Genomic DNA, 24,500 nt, shown 5'->3' with positions numbered 1-24,500 from the left:
GTCAGCCCTCCCGCGCGGCAGGGTTGGCGAGCGTACCCGCGTACAGCAGGGACGCGGACTGGTCGGCGAGGTCGACCATCTGGAGCGTGTTGCGCAGCTGGAGGCGGTTGAGGCACGAGTGCGCGAACCGCGGGGCGCGCAGGTCGACGCCGCCGCGCAGGTCCGGGTGGTCGGCGCGGTGGGCGTCGAGGCACTCGGCGACGAGGCGCCAGAACCGGTCCTCGGGCAGCACGCCGTCGCCGTGGAGGATCGCGGCGAGGTGGCGCAGGACGCCGTCGAACACGTCGGTGAAGATCGCGAGCGCCTTCTCCTCGTCGTCGACGTCGGCGCGCACACGCTCGACGCCGGGCGGGAGCGGCGCGTCGCCGAGGACGGCGATCTCCTCGCCGACGTCCTTCATGACCGCGCGCACCACGACGTGGTCACGGAGCACGAGGATGAGGTTCTCGCCGTGCGGCATGAACGCGAGGTCGTGCGCGAGGAGCGCGTGGGCGAGCGGGCGCAGGTAGGCGTCGAGGTAGGCGCGCACCCAGTCGGCGGGGTCGAGCCCGGAGGCGCGCACGAGGGCGGTCGCGTGCGCGGCGCCGTCGAGGTCGCGGTGCAGGAGCGCGGCCATGGTGGCGAGGCGCTCCCCGGGCGCGGTGCGCGGCACGGGGCTCTCGCGCCACAGGGCGGCGAGCATCTTGCGGTGCGGGGACGGCGTGGCGGTGCGGTGGTAGACGTCGCCGGTGTACCCGATCGAGGCGAGCTCGCGCAGCACGGTGAACCCGCGGCCGCCGAGCTCCGGGTCGGCGGCGACGAGGTCGGCGACCCAGTCGTTGATGGCGGGGGTGTCGCGCATGTACGCGGGCGACAGCCCGCGCAGGAACCCCATGTTCTGGATCGCGAGCGCGACCTTGACGTAGTGGCGGCCGGGCCGGGTGAGGTTGAACAGGGTGCGGATCGACTGCTGCGGCTGGTACTCGTCGGCGCCCGGCCCGAGCGGGACGAGGTCGCCGCGCGCGACGTCGGCCGCGAACGTGATGGGCACGCGGTGCTCCCACTGCCACGGGTGCACGGGCAGGTAGAGGTAGTCGGCCGGGTCGAGGCCGCGCGCGGCGAGCCGCTCGGCGAACGCGGCGCGCTCGTCGGGCGTGAGCTCGGCCCCGTAGTGCGTCTCCTCGTCGAGCCCCGCACCGAGCGCGAGGTGGGTGTGCTCGCGCCGCGCGGCGAGCCACAGCAGCCGCACGCGGCCCCCGTTCTCGGGCGCGTACGCGCGGCACTCCGCGAGGCCGAACCCGATGCGCCCGTTGTTCGCGACGAACCCCGGGTGCCCCTCCGTCATCGCCGCCTCGACCTGCTGGAACGACGCGCCGAGGAGGTCGGTGGCGCTCGGCCCGCCGGTGCGCTCGTACCGCTCGAGCTTCGCCGTCGCGCTCGCGAGCGTGGACGACACCTCCTCGAGGTAGGTGGCGAGCAGGTCGTCGGGGATGCGCAGGTCGGGCTGGAGCTCGACGACGAGGTCGAGCGCGTCGACCGGCAGCTCGCGCCGCGCGCCCGTGCCGCCCGGACCCACGGGGTCGCCCGCGTCGCCCGGCCGGCCCGCCGTGGCGTGCCCGGCCGTCGTGGTGCGCCGGATCGACGCCTCGTCGAGCACCCAGTGCTCGAGCGCGTACCGCCGCGCGACGAACCGGTACTCCACCGAGCCGTCCGCGACGGGCAGCACGTACTGCCCCGGCCCGTCGGCCTCGACCGGCCAGACCTCCGCGCGCGGCGCGAGCAGCCGCTCGTGGGTGAGCTCGGCGATCGTCTTGGCGACGAGGTGGCGGTGCGCGCGCTCGGCGAGGCCGGGGCGCAGGTGCGGCGCGTGGTCGACGCCGTCGCCCAGCGGGCTCGCGTCGAGGTCGGCGCGCGTCGCGACGGCGAGGTGCGCCGTCTTGCCGGGCAGCTCCACCTCGCGCAGCACGCGGAACCCGGCCGCGGCGTTCTTCGCCGCGATCGCGGCGTTGCGCACGTCCGGCTCGACGACGACGCGGCGGGCGCCACACCCCGCGGGGTCGAGGCAGAACCGCACGACGGCGCCCATCACCGCCGAGGTGAACCCGCCGCGCGCGGGACCGGCCGGGGGCGCGACGAGCAGGTGCATCCCGACGTCTCCCGGCTCCAGCAGGGCGACGGCCGCGGGGACGTCGGCGAGCGTGACGCGCGCCGGGTCGTACGTCTCCACGAGGAACGACGGCACGCCGTCGACCCGGCCGAGCCACGCGTCCTGGTGCGGGTCGGCGCGGACCCCGGCGAGGTAGTCCCGCACGCCGTCGACGTCGAGGTGGCCCAGCTGCCAGAACGCCGAGCGGGGGTGCGCGAGCCAGCCCTGCACGAGCGCGGCGTCGCGCACCGGGTCGACCGCCTCGAACGAGACGTCCGCACGGCCGCTGCCGAGCCGGACCCGCACCGCGAAGGCGGCGCCCGGGCCCGCGCTCGTCGCCGGGGCGGGCGACGGCGCGGCCGCCGTCGTCACGGTGGGGGCGCTCATCGGGCCTCCCCTGCCGTGCGCCCGGCCGCCGCGGCGGACGCCGCGGCGTCCGCGGTGCGCGACGCGGTCGAGGGCGGGGCGGCCGCGGGACCGACGTCGTCGGGCAGGCCGAACGTCTGGAACGCGATGCGCTCCTCCACCGGGTACACCTCGCGGCCCTTGACGGTGCGCAGCACGACGGCGTTGCGCCACGCGGCGAACCCGAGGTCCGGGGCGGTGATGCCGTGCGTGTGCTCCTCGCCGTTGAGCACGTGGACGCGGCGCGCGTCGTCGACCGTGTAGTCGCGCGCGACGTCGAACCGCCCGAGCTCGTCGAACCGGAGCAGGTGGCGCACCGGGTCGAGGAACGCCGGGACGGAGGCGGCGTAGCCGGTCGCGACGACGAGCGCGCGCGTGCGACGCTCGACCTCCCGCCCGAGCTGCGCGTGCCGCAGCCGCAGCACGTACTCCCCGGCCGGGCCTGCCGCGTCGGGCTGCCCGGCGGCGCCCGTGTCGTCGCGCCCGCGGACGGCCGGCTCGTACCGCGCGGCGACGACCTCGGTGTCGGTGAGCAGCGTCGTCGGCACCGGGCGGTCCAGGCTCAGGCGGTACAGCGCGTCGTAGATCTCGTCCACGAGGTCGCCGCTGATCCCCTTGTACAGGCCCCGCTGCTCGCGGCCGAGGAGCTGGCGCAGCTCGAGCGGCAGCGCGTGGAAGTGGTCGGTGTACTCCGGCGACGTCATCTCGAGCGTGAGCTTCGTGTACTCCATGGGGAAGAAGCGCGGCGAGCGCGTCACCCAGTCGAGCCGGTAGCCGGGGCGCCGCGCGTCGCCGTGCACGCCGTCGAGCAGGTCGCGGTAGACCTCGGCGGCCGACTGGCCGCTGCCCACGACCGTGACCGAGCCCGCGGCCGCGAGCGCGTCGCGGTGCGGCAGGTACTGCGCGCTGTGCACGAGCGGCCCGGCACCCGGGTGCTCGCCGCGCGCGATTTCGTCCGCGAGCGCCCGCAGCGCGGGCGGCAGCACCGGTGACGTGCCGACGCCGAGCACGAGGTGGCGACCCCGGTGCTCCTCGGTACCGGTCACGCTCCCGTCGGGGGCGAGCGTCTCGGCGCGCACGACGAACGCGTCGGCGGCCGGGTCGTGCTCGACGGCGACGACGCGCCGCGACCAGCGCAGCGAGCCCAGGCGGGCCGCGACCCAGCGGCAGTACGCGTCGTACTCGGCGCGCAGCGGGTAGAACGACTCCCGGATGTAGAACGGGTAGAGCCGGCCCGTGGCCTTGAGGAACGCGAGGAACGAGTACGGCGAGGTCGGGTCCGCCATGGTGACGAGGTCGGCGAGGAACGGGACCTGGATCGTCGCGCCCTCGATCATCATGCCGGGGTGCCAGCGGAACTCGGGCGCGGCGTCGAGGAACACGGCGTCGACGTCGTCGAGGGGCGCGGACAGCGCGGCGAGGCCGAGGTTGAACGGCCCGATCCCCACGCCGACGACGTCGCGCACGCGCGCCGGGTCGTGGGGCGCCGGGTCGTGGGGCGCTCGGGCGGGGCCGCTCGTCGTGCGAGCAGTCGTGGTCATCGGGTCACCGCCCCGGCGGTCGCGAGGGACGCCACGAGGTCCGCGGCGTGCGTCGCGACGTCGTCGTCGTGCAGCAGCTCGTCGCGCTCGACGAGCGCCTGGGCGGTCGTGCGCACGAGGTCGAGCACGTGGCGCACGTCCGCGAGCGTCACGGTCGGGTTGAGCAGCGTGAGCTTGAGGCACGGGACGCCGTCGAGCACGGTCTTGGCGACCACCGCGCGACCGGACTCGAACAGCACGCGCCGCACGAGCGGCACGAGGCGGTCCGCGTGCGCCGCGGACAGCTCCGGCGGCTCGTAGCGGAACAGGACCGTGGACAGGTCCGTGCGGCCGAGCACGCGCAGCTCGGGGTCGTCCGCGAGGTCGGCGTGCACCTGCGCGCCGAGCTCGCACACGGCGTCGACCATCGCGCCGACCCCGCCGGGGCCGAGCGCGCGCAGCGTGGTCCAGAGCTTGAGCGCGTCGAAGCGGCGCGTCGTCTGGAGCGACACGTCGACCTGGTTCGGTTCGGCGTTCTCGCGCGGGTTGAGGTAGTCCGCGTGGTGCGCGACGCGCTCCAGGTCGGCGCGCTCGCGCACGAGCAGCGCGCTCGCGGACACGGGCTGGAAGAACGCCTTGTGGTAGTCGACGGTCACCGACCGCGAACGCTCGATGCCGTCGAGCAGGTGCCGGCGCGTCGGGGACACGAGGAGGCCGCACCCGTAGGCGGCGTCGACGTGCAGCCACACGTCGGCCGCGTCGCACACGTCTGCGACCGCGGCGAGCGGGTCGACACAGCCGCGGTCGGTCGTGCCGGCGGTCGCGACGACCGCCATGACCACGTCGCCCGCGGCGCGCACCGCGGCGACGGCGGCCGCGAGCGCCGCGGGCACGACACGCCCGTCGGCGTCGGCCTCGACCCGCACGACCGCGTCGTCGGCGAGGCCGAGCAGCAGGGCCGAGCGCGCGACGCTGAAGTGGCTGGATCCCGCGGCCAGGACGCGCAGGCGCGGCAGGACGGCCGAGCGTCCGAGCCCGTCGCGGGCCGCGCGCTCGACGGCGCGCTCGCGGGCGAGGAAGAGCGCGTGGAGGTTGGACTGGGTGCCGCCCGACGTGAGGACGCCGTCGCCGGCGGCGTAGCCGACGCGGCCCGCGGTCCAGGCGACGAGGCGGCGCTCCATGAGGGTCGCGACGGTCGACTGGTCGTAGGTGTCGACGGACGTGTTGATCGCGGCGAGCAGAGCCTCGGCGCCGACGGCGGGCAGCGCGACCGGGCAGTTGAGGTGCGCGGCGTAGGCGGGGTGGTGGAACCACACGGCGTGGGTCGCGTAGAGGTCGGCGGCCTCGCGCAGCGCCGCGTCGGTCCCGACGCCGGGGCCGTCGAGGTCGGCGGCGTCGACGAGCGCGGCCAGGTGCGTGCGGCTCGCGCCGGACCAGGGCTGGTCGACGGCGGCCACGCGCGCGGCGACGTCGTCCACCACGGCGTGCAGGGTGCTCGCGTAGGCGCCCGCGGTCGCGCCGGTGAGCAGCGCGGGGGCGGTCGGGGTACCGTGCGCGGGCGCGCCGGATCGTGCTGAGAGCATGCGAGGCTCCAGGACGGGGAGAGGACCGCCACGGACCGCGGCGGGGCAACCTGAGGTTTGCCTTGCCTAACCTAGCGCAGCGCGGTCTCGCGTCAAGAGTGACCTGCACCACGTCCGCCGTGGACGCGCGGCCACGGCGGGGAGAGGATGGCAGTCGCCCGTCCTGGTGCCCGAGGAGGCCGTGTGGAACCCACCGTCGCGACGACCCGCCCCGCCCTCGTCACCGTGGACGACGACCCCGGGGTCTCGCGCGCGGTCGCGCGCGACCTGCGCCGCCGCTACGGCGACCGGTACCGGATCGTGCGTGCCGAGTCCGGTGCGGAGACGCTCGCGGCGCTGCGCGAGCTCGCGCTGCGCGGCGAGGACGTGGCCGTCGTCCTCGCCGACCACCGCATGCCCGGCATGACGGGCGTCGAGCTGCTCGAGCAGGCGATGGACCTCTTCCCCGCGGCGCGGCGCGTCCTGCTCACCGCCTACGCGGACACCGAGGCCGCGATCGAGGCGATCAACGTCGTCGACCTCGACTACTACCTGCTCAAGCCGTGGGACCCGCCCGAGGAGAAGCTCTACCCCGTCGTGGACGCCCAGCTCGAGGCGTGGTCCGCGACCGACCGGCGCCGGCCCGCCGAGACCGTCGTCGTCGGGCACCGGTGGTCGGCGCGCTCGTCGCAGGTGCGCGAGTTCCTCGCGCGCAACCGCGTCCCCTACCGGTGGTACCCGTCCGAGTCCGCCGAGGGGTCGCGCCTGCTCACGGCCGCGCAGGCCGACGGCGAGACCCTCCCCCTCGTCGTCACGCCCGAGGGCGAGCCCCTCGTCGCGCCCGACGACGCGACGCTCGCCGAGCGCGTCGGGCTCGCCACGCGCCCCGCGGCCGACTTCTACGACCTCGTCGTCGTGGGCGGCGGGCCCGCGGGGCTCAGCGCGGCGCTGTACGGGGCGTCGGAAGGGCTGCGCACGGTGCTCGTCGAGCGCACCGCGACCGGCGGCCAGGCCGGCCAGAGCTCGCGCATCGACAACTACCTCGGCTTCCCCGACGGGATCTCGGGCGCCCAGCTCGCCGAGCGCGCGCGCCGCCAGGCCGTGCGGTTCGGCGCCGAGATCGTCACGACGCGCGACGCCGTCGAGCTCGACGTCGACGGCCCGGCGCGCTCGGTGCGGTTCCCCGACGGCACGTCGATCGACGCGCACACCGTCATCCTCGCGTCCGGCGTCTCCTACCGGCTGCTCGACGGCCCGGGCCTCGCCGACCTCGTGGGCCGCGGCGTCTTCTACGGCTCGGCGCTCACCGAGGCGTCCGCGTGCCAGGACCAGGAGGTGTACGTCGTCGGGGGCGCGAACTCCGCCGGGCAGGCGGCGCTCTACCTCGCGCGCGAGGCCAAGCAGGTCACGCTCGTCGTGCGCGGCGACTCGCTCGCCCGGTCCATGTCGTCCTACCTCGTCGAGCAGGTCGAGGCCCACCCGCGCGTGCGGGTCCTCACCCGCACGGAGGTCGTCGCGGCGTCGGGCGACGACCACCTGGAGCACCTCGAGCTGCGCGACCTCGACGCCGGCACGACGTCGCGCGTCGAGTGCGGGTGGGCGTTCGTGTTCATCGGCGCCGCGCCCCGCACCGACTGGCTCGACGGCGTCGTCGCGCGCGACCCCCGCGGGTTCGTGCTCGCGGGACCCGACCTCCTGCACGACGGCGCCCCGCCCGCCGGGTGGACGCTCGACCGCCCGCCCTACCACCTGGAGACGTCCGTGCCCGGCGTGTTCGCCGCCGGGGACGTGCGCGCGGAGTCGGCCAAGCGCGTCGCGTCCGCCGTCGGCGAGGGCGCGATGGCCGTCATGCTCGTCCACCGCTACCTCGAACAGCTCTGACCCCGACCCGCCACGCTCCCGCCGACACAGCACCGACGACACAGCCCCGACGACACAGCCCCGACCGACCCGGAGGCGACACCGTGACCAGCACCGAGGACCCCACCACGACCCCGCCCGCGGGCGGCGCGAGCACCGCGCCCGGCACCACCGCGCCCACCACCCCACCCACCACCAGGCCCGGCACCGCCGCGGCCGCCGCCGCGCGCGGCTGGCTGCCGTGCGACGTCGACGAGCTGCGCGCCACGTTCCTGTTCGAGCACCTCACGGACGACCAGCTCGCCTGGCTGTGCGCGACCGGGCACGTCGAGCGGCACGACGCAGGCTGGCTCTTCCACGAGGGCGCGCCCGCCGAGGCGTTCTACGTGCTGCTCGACGGCGGCGTCGCGCTCTACCGGCGCGTCGGCGAGGACGAGGTCGAGGTCTCGCGCACCCGTCAGGTCGGGGTCTACCTCGGCGCCTGGAACGCCTACCTCGGCGACCGGCTGCCCCAGACCTACCTCCACTCGGCGCGCGCGCTCGAGCCCTCGCGCTTCTTCGTGCTCGCGGCGCCCGACTTCGCCAAGCTCATGACCGAGTGGTTCCCCATGGCGGTGCACCTGCTCGAGGGCGTGTTCTGGGGCACGCGCGACGCGCAGCAGCTCGTCGGGCAGCGCGAGCGGCTGCTCGCGCTCGGGTCCCTGTCCGCGGGCCTCACCCACGAGCTCAACAACCCGGCCGCCGCCGCCGTGCGCGCCACCGGGACCCTGCGCGAGCGCGTCGCGGCCATGCGGCACAAGCTCGCGCTCATCGCCGACGGCCCCTACGACCGCGCCACGCTCGCCGAGCTGATCCGGCTCCAGGAGGAGGCGCTCGAGCGGTACGCGGACACGCGCACCGCGGACGCCGTCGGCGCCCTGGAGACCTCCGACCTCGAGGACCGCCTCACCGACTGGCTCGACGAACACGGCCTGCCCGAGGGGTGGCGGGTCTCCCCCGCGCTCGTCCAGGCCGGCATCGACGAGCCGTGGCTCGACCGCGTCGCCGGACGGGTCGACGCCGGCGCGCTCACCGGCGCGGTGAGCTGGCTCGCGTACACCATCGAGACCGAGCAGCTCATGGCCGAGATCGAGGACGCCACCGTGCGCATCTCCTCCCTCGTCGGGGCCGCCCGCCAGTACTCCCAGCTCGACCGGGCGCCCTTCCGGCCCGTGGACCTGCGCGAGCTGCTCGACTCCACCCTGACGATGCTCGACCACACCCTCGACGGCATCGACGTCGTGCGTCGCTACGACCCCGACCTGCCCCCCGTGCCCGTGTACGCCGCCGAGCTCAACCAGGTGTGGACCAACCTCGTCGAGAACGCCGCGCAGGCGATGGCCGGCACCGGCACCCTCACCGTGACCACCCGGCGCGTCGACGACCACGCCGAGGTCGAGGTCACCGACACCGGCCCCGGGATCCCCGACGCCGTGCGCCCGCGCATCTTCGAGCCGTTCTTCACGACGAAGCCCGTCGGGCAGGGCACCGGGCTCGGTCTCGACATCTCGTGGCGCATCGTCGTCAACAAGCACCACGGCGACCTCGCCGTGACGTCCGTGCCGGGCGACACGCGGTTCGTCGTGCGGCTCCCGCTCGAACCCGCGCCCGTCCCCACCTCGCCCACCTCGCCCGACGCGCCCGACGGCCGCCCGTGACGGCCGCCCCCGCGGCGGGGACCTCGCCCGTCGGCGAGGAGCGCCACGCCTCCTGGCTCGAGCTGTTCTTCGACCTCGTCGTCGTCGCGGGCATCGGCATGCTCGCCCACCTCCTCCAGGAGGACCACGACGGCGGCGGGCTCGCGCTGTACGTCGTGGCGTACACGGCCTTCTGGCTCGTGTGGGCGTGCTTCACGACGTACGGCAACGTCGCGGGAGAGGGCGCGCGGTCCCTGCCGATCCTCGCCGGGATGGCCGCGCTCGCCGTGATGATCGCCGCCGTCCCCGGCATCCACGACGAGCACGCCCGGGCGTTCGCCGTCGCCTACGTCGTGGGCCGCCTCGTGGCCGCACGCCCGTGGCGGCGCACGACCGTCGTCGTGGACCTGCCCGTCGTGCAGGCGCTCGCCGGCGTCGTGCCGTGGGTCGTGTCGTGGTGGGCCGACGGCCAGACCCGGTACGTGCTGTGGGGCGTCGGCCTCGCGATCGACCTGCTGCTGCTCCTCACGCTCTCCGGCGAGCGGCTCGTGCGGCGCGCGCAGGAACGCCTCGACGAGGTCCGCGAGCGCCGGGGCCGGGGTCGTGCGCTCGGCGGCCGTCGTGCACGACCGGGCGCGCCGGACCGCGGGCGGCGGCGCGACCTGGAGGTCCCGACGACGGTCGACGCCGCCGCGAGCGACGTGCCCCACCTCGGCGAGCGGCTCGGGCTGTTCGTCATCATCGTGCTCGGCGAGGGCCTCATCCAGGCGATCGACGCCGCGAGCGAGGCCGAGTGGGACCGCACCCTGCTCGTAGCGGGCGCGGGGGCGTTCACCTTGCTGGTCGGGCTGTGGGCGCTCACGGTGCGCTCCGGGTACGCGGGCGTGGCGCTCCTGCGCCCGGCCGGCGTGCCGCCCCGGGTCGCGTGGTTCCTGCACCTCGTGACGACGGGGGCCCTCGCCACGCTCGCGGGCGCGCTCGGGGGCGTGCTGGACCGCCCGGCGCGCGCCCTCGAGCCGGCCGAGCTCGCGCTGCTCGTCGGGGCGTTCGCCGTCCACGGGCTGGTGTCCGCGGGCGTCCACGCGGTGCTGCGCGACGTCCGCACCGCGCTGGTCCTCGCCGTGCCCGTCGTGGCCGCGGGAGCGGTCGCCGCGCTCGCGGGCGGGTCGGTCTCGGCCGCCGGGCTCGTGTGGGTCCTGTCGGGCGCGCTGCTCGTCCAGCTCTCCGGTGCCGGGCGCGCGCACCGGCCGACGTCGGGCGACGCGGCGGGCACGCACCTCGGCACGGGGCCGGGCGCCGAGCCGGGCGCGGCGGCGTCGGAGACGGGCGCGCGGGACGACGCCTGACGCCGCGCGGGCGCAAAACCGTGGACGTCAGGGGCTCGCGGGCATAGCCTCGGGGCGTCCGGTCGACACCCGCCCGGACGCTCGACCATGACGACCGGTGAAGGGCAGGTGGACCCGCGTGACGCACGAGTGGTCCGTCGACCCGTCCCGAAGGGCGCTCCTCAGGTAGACGACGTGCGTCGTCCACCTGCAGAGCCGTCCTGGGGCACCGTCCTGGGGCGGCTCTCGTCGTCCCGGGGCACGGCACGCGAACGCACGACAGGAGGAGCGACGATGAGCGAGGTGGTCATCTACAACCTCGGCGGCAGCCAGGTGCTCGGCCGCGTGTCGTTGCGCCACGCGATCCGCATGCTGCACCGGCAGGTCGCCGAGGTGCTGGAGGCCGTCGAGGGCGAGACGTTCGGGCCCTACCAGCGGCCCCGGTCGGTCGCGCTCGTGCGGTACGTGCACGCGCGCTGGGTGTACGAGCGGCAGGGCCGCGTGCCGTACTCGCGCGCCGCGCTCCTGCGCCGCGACCGCTACCGGTGCGCGTACTGCGGCGGCACCGCGACGACGATGGACCACGTCGTCCCGCGGTGCCAGGGCGGCACGACGACGTGGCTCAACGCCGTCGCCGCGTGCGAGCCGTGCAACGCGGCCAAGGGCGGGCGCACGCCCGAGCAGGCAGGCCTGTCGCTCCTGTCCAGACCGTTCGAGCCCGCGTTCCGCGACATCTACCCGTCGGCGCCCGCCCCGCGCAGACGCTGACGGGTCACCGGCCGGCGCGCCCGGCCGGCCACGGGCGGCCCGGCCGGTGGCGGTGACACCGGCCGGGCCGGCCGCCTGGTGCGGTCCTGCGACCGCGACCGCGACCGCGCCCGCGGCGGCGTCCGGGACACCGGCCGCGGCCCTCCCTCCTGGTGGAGCCGGTCCGCGCCGCGCACCCACCTCGGGTCCCGGGCCGCGCGAGGGAGCCCACGATGGCGACGGTCCGGATCGGGACGTTCAACGTCGAGAACCTGTTCGAGCGGCCGCGCGCGATGGCGGGCCCGCTGACCGCGGGGAACGCGGTCCTGGCGGCGCACGCCCGGGTCAACGCCCTGATCGCCGAGGAGCGGTACGGCCCCGACGCCCGCGCCGAGATCCTGGAGCACCTGGAGACGCTCGGCCTGCTGCGCGCCGACGCCGCCGCGCTCGCGGTGCTGCGCCAGGTGCGCGGGCGGCTCGTGCGCCGCACCGGGTCGCAGGCCGCCGGGACGGCCCGCACCGAGGTGGTCGCGACCGGGCGGGGCGACTGGGTCGGCTGGGTCGACCTCGTCAAGGACCGGGTCGACGAGCTCGCGATGGCCCACACGGCGCGCGTCGTGGCCGACGTCGGTGCCGACGTCCTCGCCGTCGTCGAGGCGGAGAGCCGCGTCGCGCTCAAGCGGTTCACCGACGCGGGCGTCACCCGCTCCGGGCGCGCGCTCTACCCGCACGTCATGGTCATCGACGGCAACGACGACCGCGGGATCGACGTCGGGCTGCTCACGCGGCGGCCCTACGAGATCGGGACGGTGCGCTCCCACGTCGACGACCGGGACTCGCGCGGACGCCTCGTCTTCGGTCGTGACTGCCCCGAGTACGTCGTCGTGCTGCCGGGCGGCGGCACGCTCACCGTGCTCGTCAACCACTTCAAGTCCAAGGGGTACGGGACGCAGGCCGAGTCGGACGCGACCCGGCGCCGCCAGGCGACCCGCACCACGGCGATCTACGCGGGCCTGCGCGCCCGCGGCGAGGAGCACGTCGTGGTCGTCGGCGACCTCAACGACACCGGGGTCGGTGCCGCTGCGCCCGCTCCTCGAGGGGACCGACCTGCGCGACGTGAGCGTGCACCCGGAGTTCCGGGGCGACGGGCGTCCCGGGACGTACGGCAACGGGACCGCGAGCCAGAAGATCGACTACGTCCTGCTCTCCCCCGCGCTGTTCGAGCGCACCGTCGGCGGGTCGGTCTTCCGCCGGGGCGTGTGGGGCGGGAAGGACGGGACCCTGTTCCCGCACTACGACACGATGACGTCGCCCGTGCACGCGGCGTCCGACCACGCCGCCCTGTGGGCCGACGTCAACCTCGCGTGACGGGCCCGGCCGGGCGCCCGGGGCGGTGGGCGCCCGGCCGGGGCGTCAGTCCGCGCGGGCGAGGGCGATCGTCGTGGAGCCGCGCTGGCCGGCCTCGTAGAACATGTGCAGGCGGCCGTCGACCTCCACGAACGACGGCGCCGCGGCGCGCCCGTGGTCCGGTGCGGCGGACCCCGAGTCGTACAGGACCCCGAGGTGGTCCTCGCGGTCGAAGCCCGTCCCCACGCGCGCGACGTGGATGTTGCCCGAGCCCGCGTGGTAGACGACGTGGCCCCCGCCGTTGCGCGACCAGTAGTGCGCCCCGGAGACCTGCCCGCCCTCCCCGGCCGCAGGCGTGATGAGCGGCTCCGGCTTGACCTGCCAGCCGGACGTCAGCGACTGCGACCAGCCGACGTAGATCTTCCGCGTCCCGCCGTGGTTGCCCATCAGCAGCATGACGTAGACCCCCGACTGCGTCGGGTGCGGGAAGACGCGCGCGTACGACGTCTCGCTCACGCCCGGGAGCATGTACGTGCCCACGACCCGGTTGTGGTACGTGAAGCTGCGGCCGTCGGCGGAGCTCGCGACCCGGGTCGTGTGGTTCTCGCCGTGGAAGAACAGGTAGATCCGGCGGTCCGCCGGGTTCCAGAACGCGTCGGGGCTCGACACGTGGCTCACGTCGAAGCCCGCCCACGTGCGCGGGATGATCGGGTTGGCGGGGTGCTCGCGCCACGGGCCGGTGACGGAGTCCGCGTAGGCCAGGCAGATGCCGCCCGGGGCGTCGTGCGGGGCGTAGTACATGTACCAGCGGCCGAGCGGGTTCTCGACGCGCCCGGCGACGTACCGGACCGAGGGGAAGATCAGCTCGTTCGTCGGGTTGTACCGCAACGTGCTCCGGTCGAGCGGCTGCCCGAGGTAGCGGAAGGTCGGGAAACCGGGCACCGCCGCGTGCGCGGGTGCAGGGGCGGCGATACCGCCCACGGTGCCGGCGAGCGTGCCGGTCGCGGTCGCCGCACCGAGCACGACGGCACCGCGCAGGAGCGCGCGACGGGTCAGGGGACGAGGGGCGGGTGGGCGAGGGTCGTCCGGCATGCTGCCTCCACAGTGAGAGAGCGGGTGGGACGGCAGCCACTCTCACGACGGCCCGTGACCAGGGTCAACACGATAATGAGAACTGCCGAACGGCCCGACGGCGGGCGCCGTCCGGGAGCGGGCCGACCCGGAGGCCGCCCGCCGACCGATGAGTCCGCGCACCGCCCCGGGTCTCCCCCTCGACCGCGCAACAGGGACGAGGAGGATCCATGGCCAAGGTGATCGCCGGGGCGACGGTGTCGCTCGACGGGTTCGTGCAGGACGCCGCCGGGAGCAGCGCCGCGCTCTACGCGGACTTCGACACGCTCGTGGGCAGCGACTACATGCGCCGGCTCCAGGACGAGACCGGCGCCGTGCTCATGGGGCGACGCACGTTCGACGGCGCCGAGGACCCCGACAGCTACGCGGAGGACTACGAGTTCCAGGCGCCGATCTTCGTCGTGACGCACCACCCGCTGCCCGTCGCGCCGCGCCGCAACGAGCGGCTGTGGATCGAGTTCGTCACCGACGGCGTCGAGGAGGCGGTGCGCCGCGCCGTCGAGGCCGCCGGCGACCGCGACGTGACGTTCGTGGGCGGCGCGGACCTCTTCCGCCAGCTCCTCGCGGCGGACCTCGTCGACGAGCTCGCCGTCGACGTCATGCCGGTGCTGCTCGGCGGCGGCGTCCGGCTGTTCGACGGCGGCGTCCCCGCCACCCTGGAGAAGGTGAGCGTCGACGAGGTGGGCGTGCGCACCGCGCTGCGCTACCGGGTCGTGCGCGACCGCTGATCCGGCTCAGGCGCTCAGGCGCTCGTCGACGCGAGCCGCCCGGGTACCAGGACCCGTGTCCCGCGGCGCGCGGGCGAGGACCGCCAGGGGGTCCCGCGCGAGGTCGGCGACCGGCTGCCCGGTCTCCCGGCTGAGGGCGCGCAGCAGGCCGGCCCGCGTGGCGTAGCCGGCGGCGCGGGCCGCCGCGTCCAGCTGCGAGCCGCCGCGCAGCCGCGCGATCGCGACGTTGAGGTGGGCGCGCGTGCGCCAGCGCCCGAACGGGAGCCCCGTCTCCTCGACGAAGAGCCGCTGGACGTGGCGCGCGCTCGCGTGCCGTCGGTCGGCGAGCTCGTCGAGCGTCGCACCCCCGCGCCGGGCGTCCTCGGCCACGGCGCGCGCGACCGGGTGCGACGGGAGCGTCAGCACGAAGTGGTCGCCCGTGACCCCGCGGAGCACCTCCTCGAGGGCTGCGCGGAACGGCGCGACCTGCTCCGGGGTCGCCGGGCCCGCGCAGAGCACGGCGGTCAGGACGTCCGTGACGGCCGGCACGACGCCGAGCCGGTGCACCCGGACGGGGGGCTCGACGCCCGGCGAGAGCACCGGCCCGAGGGCCATCGCCCCGCCCGGCAGGCGCACGGAGTGCGGCACGCCGGGGGCGAGCCACACGCTCTCGTGCGTGCGCAGGGTCAGGGGCGCGCCGTCGGCCACGAGCTCCGCGGTGCCCGCGACGACGTGGACCAGGTGCGGCTCGTCGTGCGCGTGGGTGTCGTGGCCGAGGAAGCGGACGGCGTTCTCCGGGACGACGGCGCCCAGCGCGGTCGGGGTCATGCGGCGCTCCTCTCCTCGGCCGGACCCTCCGGTCCGGCCGTCCTGCGGGACGACCTCGGACGTATCCCGCGGCGCACCGTGCGGACGTCGCGCGCCCGGTCGTGTCGCGTCCGGGAGCGTCCGTGTCATGTCCGGACACGGCACGGCGCGCAGGTGTGGTTAGCCTAACCTCGCGAGGTGCGCCCCGGTCACGCCGTGCGGCCCCCGCGTCCCTGCTCCCGAGTGCGAGGTCCCATGCTGCCGTCCCGCCGTCCCACCCGCCGCCCCCTCACCGCGCTGGCCGCGCTCGTCGCCGCCGCGACGCTCGCACTCTCCGCGTGCTCGGGCGGCACCACCACGTCCGACGCCGGGGCCGAGGGTTCAGATACGCCCACCGGCTCGTCCGCGGCCGAGCGCGTCGTCACCACGGACCAGGGCGACGTCACCGTCCCGACGGACCCGCAGCGCGTCGTCGTGCTCAACCACGCGCTCGCCGGGTACCTCTACGCGCTCGACGTCCCGGTCCTCGCCACCGTGCCCGAGGTGACCGACGACCCCGAGCCGGCCTTCTCCCCCCTCTGGGCGCAGGAGGCCGAGGCCGACGGCACGGAGCTCCTGGAGTGGAGCGCCGACGGCTTCAACCTCGAGGCGATCCTCGCGCTCGAGCCCGACCTCATCGTCGGTGGCGGGTGGGGCTTCCCGCTCAAGCAGGCGACGGACGTCTACGACGGCCTGAGCCAGATCGCCCCGACCGTCCTCGTGAGCGGCACGTACACGACGTGGCAGGAGCAGCTCGCATTCCTCGCCGAGGACGTGTTCAACGACGCGGAGACCTCCGAGGAGCTCGCCGCCGGGTACGAGGACCGGCTCACGGAGGTGCGCGACGCGATCACCGTGCCCGCGGGCGAGACGGCGTTCCTCGCCCGCACGGCGGAGGGCACCACGTACGCCCTCCAGGAGGGCGAGGGGCTGCCCGCGATCTTCGAGCGGCTCGGGTTCGCGGTCCAGCCGATCCAGGAGCAGACCGGCGCCGAGCCGTACACGCCGGGCGGTGACATGTTCGAGGTGTCGGCCGAGCAGGTGACGTCGGTGGTCACGGCGCCGAACGTGTTCGTCATCGGCTTCAACGGCGCGGAGGTCGACCTCGACGCGCTCGCCGCCGACCCGGTGTTCGCCGCGCTGCCGTCGTTCGCCGCCGGGACCGCGCACGAGCTGCCCACGTGGACGATCCGCAGCGACTACCACGAGGCGATGGCCCTGCTCGACGTCGTCGAGGAGCAGTTCTCCTGATGGCCCAGCACCGCCTGCGCACCCACCCCCTCGTCCTGCGGCGCGTCGAGGTCGCGCGCGTCGTCGACGTCACGCCCCGCATGCGCCGCGTGACGCTCGTCGGGCCGGAGCTCGGCGCGTTCGAGCGCGACGGCCTGCCGATGCCGGCGTTCGACGCCCCGGGGTTCGACGACCACGTGAAGCTCGTCCTCGCGTCCGACGGCGACGTAGCGTCCGCGCTGCCCGTGCAGCGCGCGCACGGCATCGACTGGCCGCCCGCGCCGAACCGGCAGGGTCGGGACTACACGCCGCGCCGCTGGGACCCGGTGGCGGGCGAGCTCGACCTCGACCTCGTGCTGCACGGCGACGGGCCCGCCGCCGCGTGGGCCGGGGCGGCGCGCCCCGGCGACGCTCTGTGGTTCGTCGGCCCCAAGGCCTCCACCGTGTGGCCCGACGACGTCGACTGGGCCCTGCTCGCGGGCGACGAGACGGCGCTGCCCGCGATCGGCCGCTTCCTCGACGAGCGTCCTGTCGACGCGCCCGTGCAGGTCGTCGTGACGGTCGGCGACGCGTCGGCGCGCCAGGACCTCGCGCTGCGCGACGGCGACACCGTCCGCTGGGTCGTCGCGCCCGAGGGCGACCGCGGCGCGCTCGGCGAGGCGGTGCGCGCGATCACGTGGTGGCCCGGGCGCGTCTACGCGTGGGCTGCGAGCGAGAGCCGGGCCCTGCTGCCGGTGCGCCGCCACCTCACGCGCGAGCGCGGCGTGCCCCGCACGCACGTCGACGTCACCGGGTACTGGCACGCGCGGCCGGCGCCCTCGGGCGCGGGGCCGGGCGGCTCCGCGAGCAGCACCGTCGGCGACACCTCGGGCGGCGTCCCGGGCAGCACCGCGAGCGACGTGCCCGGCAGCACCGCGACCGGCACCGTCCCCGCGGCGCAGCCCGCGGGCGTGCCGTCCCCCGTGCCGTGGTTCGCGACGCGCGCCGCACTCCAGCTCGGGCTGCTCGACGCGCTCGGCGACGGCCCGCGCGACGTCGCGGCGCTCGCCGAGGCGGCCCGCGTCGCGCCCGCGGCGGTCCGGGTCCTCGTGGACGTCCTCACGGCGTCGGGGGTCGTGACCTCGGACGGTGACAGGGTGGCCCTGGCCGACGCCGGCGAGGACCTCCTCGACGACGAGCACGCGCGCGAGGAGTACGAGGGCCTGGAGGCCGACGCGGTCCTCGCGCTCGCCGCGCTCGCCCCGGCGCTGCGCGAGGACGCCCCGGCGTGGGCGCGCTCGCGCGGCCGGACCCTGCGCGCAGAGGTCGAGGCCGACGTCGACCTCGCCGCGGAGGTCGTCGAGGGCGCCGACGTCCTGCCCTACGTGCTCACCGGCCTCCCGACGTGGCCCGTGTGGTCGGGCGCGCGGTCGGTGGCCGTCGGAGGGCCGGGGGCGCTCGTCGTGGCCGACCTGCTCGCGGACGTGCCCGGTGACCGCACGACGACGCTCGTCGAGGACCCCGTGCCGCTCGCCGTCCTGCGGGAGCAGGCCGGCACGGGCTCGCCCCACGCCACGTCCGGCTCCTGGCCCGGCGCCGACCTCGCCGTGTGCGCGCTCGGGACCGGGCACCGCACCGACGACGAGGTGGTCGCGCTCCTCGCCGCGATGGGGGCGGCCGCGCGTCGGGCCGTGCTCGTCGAGGACCTCACGCCCGACGGCCTGAGCCCGCACGCGCACGAGCACGCGCTGCTGTCCCTCGCGACGACGGGGTCCGGACCCCGCACGCCCGACGACGTGGCCCGGCTCGCCGCGCGCGCCGGGTGGCGCGTCGTCGGGCACGACGCCCTCGGCTGGGGCGTCGCGCGGGTCGAGCTCGCCCGCTGACCCACGGCACGGCGGGGCGGACCGCGGTCCGCCCCGCCCGCTCAGGACCGGCGTGCCAAGCCCGGCGCGGCCGCCGCGACGAGCAGCGCGGTGGCCGCCGCGAAGACGACGACCATGAGGCGCAGCGGCTCGACCGTGAGCGAGAGCCCCAGGAGCAGCACGGGGACGGCGAGCCCCAGGTACGCGACGAGGAAGACCCCCGCCAGGACCTCGCCCCGGCGGCCGGGCTCCGCCAGGGCCCCCGCCGTGGCGAGCGCGCCCCGGAAGAGGATGCCCACGCCCGCGCCCGCGACGACGGCGCTCGCCACGAACCCGGGCAGGCTCGCGGTGCCGACGGAGACGGCGAGCACGGCGAGCCCGGTGAGCGTCAGCGCGACGGCGAGCGCGACCTGGCGCCGGCGGGCGAGCCGGCCCGTGGCGAGCTGCGCGACGGCGGCCGCGGCGAAGACCGTGGCCGAGACGAGCCCGGCGACGAGGCGCGACTCCTCGTGCATCACGGTCGCGAGCACGCTCGGGGTGAGGGACGTGAAGAGGCCGAAGACGGCGAAGCCCGCGAACGCGGCGGCACCCGCGGCGACGAAGGTGCCGCGCCCGCCTCGCGGCACGGCGACGCGCTGCGGGCGGTAGCGGTACGGGGCGGCGGCGGGCGGCACGGTCTCGGGCACGAGCGCGGCGGCGAGGACCGCCGCGGCGAGCAGGACGGCGAAGGCGACGTACGGCGTCGTGAGCGGCGCGGGCGCGGCCTGGGCGAGCAGCCCGCCGACGAGCGGTCCGAGCGCGAGGCCGCCGATGTTCGCCAGACCCGCGACGGCGCTCGTGTCCGTCGGGCCGCCGGGCCGGGCTGCCGCGCGGAGCTCGGCGAGGTGCGCGGTCGCCGTCGCGGTGACGGCCCCGATCCCCACGCCCGAGACGAGCCGCGCGACGACGAGGCCGCCCAGCCCGTCCAGCAGCAGGAACAGCACGGCCGCGACGAGCTCGGCCACGAGGCCGAGGACCAGGACGCGGCGGCGCCCGAACCGGTCGCTGAGGTGCCCGACGAGGTAGAGGCTCGCGGCGACCCCGACGGCGTACGCGGCGAAGACGACGGTCACGGCGACGGTCGGCAGGCCGTCGCGCGCCTGGTACAGCGGGTAGAGCGGCGTCGGGACCGTCGAGAACGCCATGGCCGTGGCGAACGCGAGCGCCACCACGAGGAACCCGGACCCGTGCGAGACGAGCGGCCGCGCGCGCCGCGCACGCGGCGGCCGGGAGGGCCGCTGCGCGTCGTCCGGTCGCGCGGGTGCGGGGCGGGTCGGAGGTGCCGAGGTCGTCGTCATGCGTCCACCGTGCGCCTGCGCGCTTGATCGTGTCCAACGACTTGTACCGATCCGTCTGATCGATGTCAGCGATGAGACGTCGTAGGGTGAGCGGCATGGAGACGCGCCAGCTCGAGTACTTCGTCGCCGTGGCCGAGGAGCTGAGCTTCACGCGCGCCGCCGCGCGCGTCTTCGCCGTCCAGTCGAGCGTCTCGGCGGGCGTGCGCGCGCTGGAGGCGGAGCTCGGCGCTCGTCTGTTCGAGCGCACGCGGCGCTCGGTCGCGCTCACGTCGCAGGGCGAGGCGCTGCTCCCCCGGGCCCGGGCGGTGCTCGACGCCGTCGACCAGGCCCGTGCCGCCGTCGCCCCCGGGCCGCACCACGTGCGCGGCACCGTGCGGCTCGGGGTGTTCACGAACCTCGGGTACCTCGGGCTGCCGCGCACCCTCGCCGCGTTCCGGGACCGCCACCCCGGCGTGGTGCTGCGCCTCACCCCGTCGCCCGCCGGGTCCACGGGGCTGGGAGAGGACGTGCGGCGCGGCGTCGTGGACGTCGCGTTCACCGGGCTCGGGCCCGAGGACCACCCCGGCCTGCGCTACACGCGGCTCACGTCGTCGACGTTCGTCGCGGTGCTGCCCGCGGGCCACGCGCTCGCCGGGGCGCGGTCGGTGGCGCCCGGCGACCTGGCCGACGAGCACGTCGTGACGACGCCGCGCGGGTTCGGCAACCGGGTGGTCGCCGAGCGCGCGTTCGCGCACGCGGGCGTCGCGCCGCGCGCGGACACGGAGGTGGCCGACGTCGGCGACCTGCCCGCGTTCGTCGCCGCCGGGTTCGGCGTCGCGGTGGTTCCCGCGGACATGTACGAGCCCGCGCCGGGCGCGGTCGCGGTGCCGCTCGACGCGCCGGAGGCGTGGTCGCTCGGGCTCGTGACGCGGCCGCACCCGGGCGCTGCCGTCGCGGCGCTCGTCGCCTCGCTCGTCGCCTCGCTCGTCACGGGCCGGGAGCAGGCTCCGGCGGGGTGACCGGACCCGCGCCCGCGAACCCCACGCCCGCGGACCCGGCCGGGCCGCGCTGCTAGCATCGGCACGTGCTCATCGAGGTCGACAGACTCTAGCCGCCGAGCCGTCGGCGGCCCGCCCCAGCGCACCCCTCGCCCCCGCTCCGACCCGTCGGAGCCCTCGTCGGCGACCCCTGCCCGGCTCGTGCCGCGGCCTCGGCGTGCCTGGACGACGCCCCACCGCTCCCGCCACCGGCGGCCCGTCCGCGCGCCCGCGCGACGACGGCCCGCCCGACCTTCCCGGCACGACCACGCCCGCGGCACCGCGGGCCGAGGAGCACACCCATGTCCACCCTGCACCGGTCCGCGGTGACGCTGACCGACCTCACGTTCGAGTGGCCCGACGGCACCGTCGCGCTCTCCCACCTCTCCGGCACGTTCGGCGCCGGCCGCACGGGCCTCGTCGGCGACAACGGCGCCGGCAAGTCGACGCTGCTGCGCCTCGTCGCCGGCCTGCTCACGCCCACGTCCGGGCGCGTGACGACCACGGGCGACGTCGCCTACCTCCCCCAGACGCTCACGCTCGGCCGCGACGCGAGCGTCGCGCGCCTGCTCGGCATCGACACCACGCTCGACGCCCTGCGCGCGATCGAGTCCGGCGACGTCGACGAGCGGCACTTCGACGCGGTCGGCGACGACTGGGACGTCGAGGCGCGCGCCGCCCAGGCGCTCGCCGAGATCGGGCTCGACGGCGTCGGCCTCGACCGACGCGTCGGCGAGCTGTCCGGCGGCGAGGCGATGCTCGTCGCGATCAGCGGCCTGCGCGTGCGGCGCAGCGCGATCACGCTGCTCGACGAGCCGACGAACAACCTCGACCGCGCCACCCGGGCCCGGCTCGCGGCGCTCGTCGACGACTGGCCCGGGGCGCTCGTCGTCGTGAGCCACGACCTGGAGCTGCTCGAGCACGTCGACGAGACCGCCGAGCTGCACGCGGGCGCGCTGACCACGTTCGGCGGCCCGTACAGCGCGTGGCGCGCGCAGCTGGAGGTCGACCAGGCCGCGGCGGCGCAGGCCGCGCGGAGCGCCGAGCAGACCCTGCGCGCCGAGAAGCGCCAGCGCGTCGAGGCCGAGACCAAGCTCGCGCGCCGCGAGCGGACGGCGCGGACCGCCCAGGCGAACCGCACCGGGTCCCGCATCTCCATGGGGCTGCGCGCGTCCGCCGCCCAGGTCTCGGCGGGCTCGATGCGCCAGGGCCTGGACGCCAAGGTCCAGGCCGCGCAGCAGGCGCTCGACGCGGCGGCGGCCCGGGTGCGCGACGACGAGCACGTGCACCTCGTGCTGCCGGACCCGGACGTCCCGCGCGGGCGTCGGCTCGCCGAGCTGCACGGGACGAACCGCACGGTCGTCGTCCAGGGGCCCGAGCGGGTCGCGCTCGTGGGGGCCAACGGCACCGGCAAGACGACGCTCCTGGAGAACCTGCTCGCCGGGCGCGCACCCGAGCCGGGACGCGCCGGCGGGACGCTCCTCACGGACCGGGTCGGCTACCTCCCGCAGCGGCGCGACGGCCTCGACGACGCGCGCAGCGCGCTCGACACCGTCCGCGACGGCGCCCCGGGCGTCGCGCCGGGCACGGTCCGCAACCATCTCGCGCGCCTGCTCCTGCGCGGGTCGGCCGTCGACCGCCCGGTGGGCACGCTGTCGGGCGGCGAGCGGTTCCGCGTCGCGCTCGCGCGGCTCCTGCTCGCCGACCCGCCCGCCCAGCTCCTCGTGCTCGACGAGCCGACGAACGACCTCGACGTGCGCAGCGTCGAACGGCTCGTCGAGGCGCTGTCGGGCTACGCGGGCGCGCTGCTCGTGGTGAGCCACGACGACGGGTTCCTCGCCCGCCTCGGGGTCGACGTGCGGCTCGAGCTCGACCGGGACGGCGGGCTCCACGAGGTGGCGCCGGGCGCGGAGGACCCGGCCCGCTGAGCGGCGGTCCGGGGCGGCCCGCTCGACGGGTCGTCCCGGACCTCGGGCGGCCGGGCCGTCAGGGCAGGTCGGGTGCGGCCCGCACGACGGCGGCCATCGCGGCGGTCGCCGCGGCGTCGGCGTCGGCGTGCCGCCAGCCCGGGCTCACGACCCGCGCGTGGTCGTTGAGCGCGGCGAGCACGTCGAGCACCGCGACGCCCAGGGCCCGCGCATGAGGTGTGAGGCCGCCGCGGATCTTCAGCTGGCCGAGCACGATCGCGATCTGCGCGCGGGCCTCGGCCGCGAGCGCCGCCTCGTCGACGTCGCCGCCGCGGAGCCGGTCCGCGGCACCCTGCCGCCCGGACGCCCAGACGTCCTCGGGGACCCCGAGGTCCCACGCCGCCAGGAGGCCGTCGACGAAGGCGGGCAGCGCGTCGTCGCGCCCGTCGGCGGCGTACCACTCCTCGAGGTCGCGCAGCGCGTCGTGCCCGGCGTCGTTGCCGAACGGCGCGAGGTCCTCGCCCTCGTCGTAGAACGGCTCCGGGGCGAGGGACACGAAGGCGGGGTGGCTCGTCGCGGGCGACAGACCCTCGTCGGGGTCGTCGAGGAACAGCGTCATGGGGGCGACCCTAGACCGGCGCGGGGCGTGCCGTCGTACGCGCCCGTCGTCGGGACCGCGGCGTGGGCCGACGCTCCCGCGCCGCGGGAATCCCCTCGATGCGCAGGCCACGCACGTGCCAGGGTGGGCGCATGACCGACGCCACCGACGTGCGCCCCGACGCCCTCGAGCGGGTCGCGTGGCCCGTGCGGACCGCTCGCCTGACGCTGCGCCGCGCCCGGCCGGACGACGCGGACGCGTTGTTCGCCTACCGCGGCCTGCCCGAGGTGGACCGGTGGCTCACGCAGCGGTTCACCGCGGTCGAGGAGTGGCGCGAGCACCACGTCGAGCCGGGCCGGCTCGCGACGACCCTCGTCGTGGAGCGCGAGGGTGCCGTGGTCGGGGACCTCTACCTCGCGGTGCGCGACGGGTGGGCGCAGCGCGACGTCGTCGACCGTCCGCACGACGACGAGGCGGAGATCGGCTGGGTGCTTGACCCGGCGCACCAGGGGCACGGCTACGCGACCGAGGCCGTGCGGGCGCTGCTGCGGGTGTGCTTCGAGGACCTGGGGCTGCGCCGCGTCGTGGCGAGCGCGTTCCTCGCGAACGAGCCGTCGTGGCGGCTCATGGAGCGCGTAGGGATGCGGCGCGAGGGCGTGGGGGTGCGCGACTCGCTGCACCGGGACCTGGGCTGGGTCGACGGCGTCGTGTACGCGCTGCTGGCCGACGAGGCGCGCGCGGGCACTTGACCCTGACGCGACGTCAGGGCGCAGGCTGCCCGCATGACCGACACGTTCCCCGCCTTCGACCTCTCCCCCGTCCCCGTCCCGGGGCCCGACGCCGTCGCTCCGGAGCCGTTCCGCGGCATCTACGGGATGCCGCAGTTCGTGACCGTCCCGACGGACGACCTCGCGGCGTCCGTCGAGCTCTGGACGCGCGGGCTCGGGTTCTTCGACCTGTTCTCCGTGCCGGGCGGCGTGGTGCACCTGCGCCGCTGGGCGTTCCAGGACGTGCTCCTCGTCCCGGGCACCCCCGCGCCCGACCTGCCGGCCCTGACGGTGAGCTTCTCGTGCGTGCTGTCGCAGGTCGACGCGATCGTCGCCGCGTGCGAGGCCGTGACGCCCGGCTGCACGACGGGTCCGCGCGAGATGCCGTGGGGGTCCGTCGAGGTCGAGGTCCGCACGCCGGAGAACGCGCGCGTCGTCATGACGGCGGCGCGCCCGTTCGTCGCCGGGAGCGACTCCGCCCGGTTCCTGGAGGGCATCGGGATCGAGGCGCCCGCCCCGTGAGCAACGCGGCTCCGCGGTGGACACTGGG

19 protein-coding genes and 1 pseudogene are annotated in these 24,500 nt (G+C 76.4%); 13 read left to right on the top strand and 7 right to left on the bottom strand.

Going from position 1 to position 24,500, the window contains the following annotated elements:
• Position 1: 1 nt before the first annotated feature.
• The 3 genes from ACI769_RS18545 to ACI769_RS18535 are packed head-to-tail and all read right to left on the bottom strand — an operon-like array spanning position 2 to position 5,633.
• Positions 2–2,512: a GNAT family N-acetyltransferase gene (locus tag ACI769_RS18545; protein ID WP_409142083.1), complete on the bottom strand. Its 2,511-nt coding sequence runs from the start codon at positions 2,510–2,512 to the stop codon at positions 2–4.
• Positions 2,509–4,071, bottom strand: a complete 1,563-nt coding sequence (locus ACI769_RS18540; RefSeq protein ID WP_409142082.1) for a lysine N(6)-hydroxylase/L-ornithine N(5)-oxygenase family protein — start codon at positions 4,069–4,071, stop codon at positions 2,509–2,511. Before ACI769_RS18540 ends, ACI769_RS18545 begins: the two co-directional genes overlap by 4 nt.
• The gene (locus ACI769_RS18535; RefSeq protein WP_085387928.1) at positions 4,068–5,633 is read right to left on the bottom strand and encodes a pyridoxal-dependent decarboxylase; all 1,566 of its coding nucleotides are present in this window, start codon (positions 5,631–5,633) and stop codon (positions 4,068–4,070) included. Before ACI769_RS18535 ends, ACI769_RS18540 begins: the two co-directional genes overlap by 4 nt.
• Before the next feature lie 183 nt (positions 5,634–5,816).
• On the opposite strand from ACI769_RS18535, the gene ACI769_RS18530 reads away from it, so the two are divergent.
• The 6 genes and pseudogenes from ACI769_RS18530 (at position 5,817) to ACI769_RS18505 (ending at position 12,588) form a co-directional block, all read left to right on the top strand.
• Positions 5,817–7,493 carry an FAD-dependent oxidoreductase gene (locus ACI769_RS18530; protein ID WP_043656867.1) on the top strand — a complete coding sequence of 559 codons (1,677 nt, stop codon included), beginning with the start codon at positions 5,817–5,819 and terminating at the stop codon, positions 7,491–7,493.
• Positions 7,494–7,576: 83 nt separating this feature from the next.
• Positions 7,577–9,169: an ATP-binding protein gene (locus ACI769_RS18525; RefSeq protein ID WP_232322565.1), complete on the top strand. Its 1,593-nt coding sequence runs from the start codon at positions 7,577–7,579 to the stop codon at positions 9,167–9,169.
• The gene (locus ACI769_RS18520; RefSeq protein ID WP_085387927.1) at positions 9,166–10,494 is read left to right on the top strand and encodes a low temperature requirement protein A; all 1,329 of its coding nucleotides are present in this window, start codon (positions 9,166–9,168) and stop codon (positions 10,492–10,494) included. Before ACI769_RS18525 ends, ACI769_RS18520 begins: the two co-directional genes overlap by 4 nt.
• 273 nt (positions 10,495–10,767) lie before the next feature.
• Entirely contained in the window at positions 10,768–11,241 is a 474-nt protein-coding gene (locus tag ACI769_RS18515) for an HNH endonuclease (RefSeq protein WP_009863577.1), read from the top strand.
• Between the two features lie 212 nt (positions 11,242–11,453).
• Positions 11,454–12,227: pseudogene (locus ACI769_RS18510) on the top strand (endonuclease/exonuclease/phosphatase family protein); the annotation flags it as partial.
• A gap of 67 nt (positions 12,228–12,294) precedes the next feature.
• The gene (locus tag ACI769_RS18505) at positions 12,295–12,588 is read left to right on the top strand and encodes a hypothetical protein (protein ID WP_198163067.1); all 294 of its coding nucleotides are present in this window, start codon (positions 12,295–12,297) and stop codon (positions 12,586–12,588) included.
• 45 nt (positions 12,589–12,633) lie between these two features.
• Here the strand turns inward: ACI769_RS18505 and ACI769_RS18500 are convergent, their stop codons facing one another.
• Complete coding sequence (locus tag ACI769_RS18500) at positions 12,634–13,659, bottom strand: hypothetical protein (RefSeq protein WP_085387925.1); 1,026 nt, start codon at positions 13,657–13,659, stop codon at positions 12,634–12,636.
• Between the two features lie 209 nt (positions 13,660–13,868).
• On the opposite strand from ACI769_RS18500, the gene ACI769_RS18495 reads away from it, so the two are divergent.
• Entirely contained in the window at positions 13,869–14,426 is a 558-nt protein-coding gene (locus ACI769_RS18495; RefSeq protein ID WP_043659185.1) for a dihydrofolate reductase family protein, read from the top strand.
• A gap of 6 nt (positions 14,427–14,432) precedes the next feature.
• On the opposite strand, the gene ACI769_RS18490 is transcribed toward ACI769_RS18495, so the two are convergent.
• A complete protein-coding gene (locus tag ACI769_RS18490) occupies positions 14,433–15,233 on the bottom strand; it encodes a helix-turn-helix domain-containing protein (RefSeq protein WP_051028551.1) in 801 nt (266 codons plus the stop codon).
• A gap of 234 nt (positions 15,234–15,467) precedes the next feature.
• Between ACI769_RS18490 and ACI769_RS18485 the strand changes: the two genes are divergently transcribed.
• Together ACI769_RS18485 and ACI769_RS18480 are read left to right on the top strand one after the other, a co-directional pair.
• Complete coding sequence (locus tag ACI769_RS18485) at positions 15,468–16,502, top strand: ABC transporter substrate-binding protein (protein WP_085387924.1); 1,035 nt, start codon at positions 15,468–15,470, stop codon at positions 16,500–16,502.
• Positions 16,502–18,346: a siderophore-interacting protein gene (locus ACI769_RS18480; protein ID WP_085387923.1), complete on the top strand. Its 1,845-nt coding sequence runs from the start codon at positions 16,502–16,504 to the stop codon at positions 18,344–18,346. The genes ACI769_RS18485 and ACI769_RS18480 overlap by 1 nt, the downstream gene beginning before the upstream one ends.
• A gap of 41 nt (positions 18,347–18,387) precedes the next feature.
• Here ACI769_RS18480 and ACI769_RS18475 read toward each other — a convergent pair whose 3' ends face one another.
• Positions 18,388–19,662: an MFS transporter gene (locus ACI769_RS18475; RefSeq protein ID WP_085387922.1), complete on the bottom strand. Its 1,275-nt coding sequence runs from the start codon at positions 19,660–19,662 to the stop codon at positions 18,388–18,390.
• A gap of 95 nt (positions 19,663–19,757) precedes the next feature.
• On the opposite strand from ACI769_RS18475, the gene ACI769_RS18470 reads away from it, so the two are divergent.
• The gene (locus tag ACI769_RS18470) at positions 19,758–20,660 is read left to right on the top strand and encodes a LysR family transcriptional regulator (RefSeq protein WP_085387921.1); all 903 of its coding nucleotides are present in this window, start codon (positions 19,758–19,760) and stop codon (positions 20,658–20,660) included.
• A gap of 320 nt (positions 20,661–20,980) precedes the next feature.
• Complete coding sequence (locus ACI769_RS18465) at positions 20,981–22,606, top strand: ABC-F family ATP-binding cassette domain-containing protein (RefSeq protein ID WP_409142081.1); 1,626 nt, start codon at positions 20,981–20,983, stop codon at positions 22,604–22,606.
• Positions 22,607–22,664: 58 nt separating this feature from the next.
• Here the strand turns inward: ACI769_RS18465 and ACI769_RS18460 are convergent, their stop codons facing one another.
• Positions 22,665–23,204, bottom strand: coding sequence for a hypothetical protein (locus ACI769_RS18460; RefSeq protein WP_051028402.1), 540 nt, complete (start codon positions 23,202–23,204; stop codon positions 22,665–22,667).
• 131 nt (positions 23,205–23,335) lie between these two features.
• On the opposite strand from ACI769_RS18460, the gene ACI769_RS18455 reads away from it, so the two are divergent.
• Positions 23,336–23,932: a GNAT family N-acetyltransferase gene (locus ACI769_RS18455; RefSeq protein WP_409142080.1), complete on the top strand. Its 597-nt coding sequence runs from the start codon at positions 23,336–23,338 to the stop codon at positions 23,930–23,932.
• A 33-nt stretch (positions 23,933–23,965) separates the two neighbouring features.
• Positions 23,966–24,472 (top strand): VOC family protein, encoded by a 507-nt coding sequence (locus tag ACI769_RS18450; RefSeq protein WP_114554159.1) that lies wholly within the window; start codon positions 23,966–23,968, stop codon positions 24,470–24,472.
• The last annotated feature ends 28 nt before the right edge of the window (positions 24,473–24,500 follow it).

The sequence above is a fragment of the Cellulosimicrobium sp. RS genome (assembly GCF_046159675.1).
GTDB classification, from domain to species: Bacteria; Actinomycetota; Actinomycetes; order Actinomycetales; family Cellulomonadaceae; genus Cellulosimicrobium; species Cellulosimicrobium funkei.
Note: the sequence above shows the minus strand (reverse complement) of the source record. Positions and strands in the feature narration are given on the sequence as shown.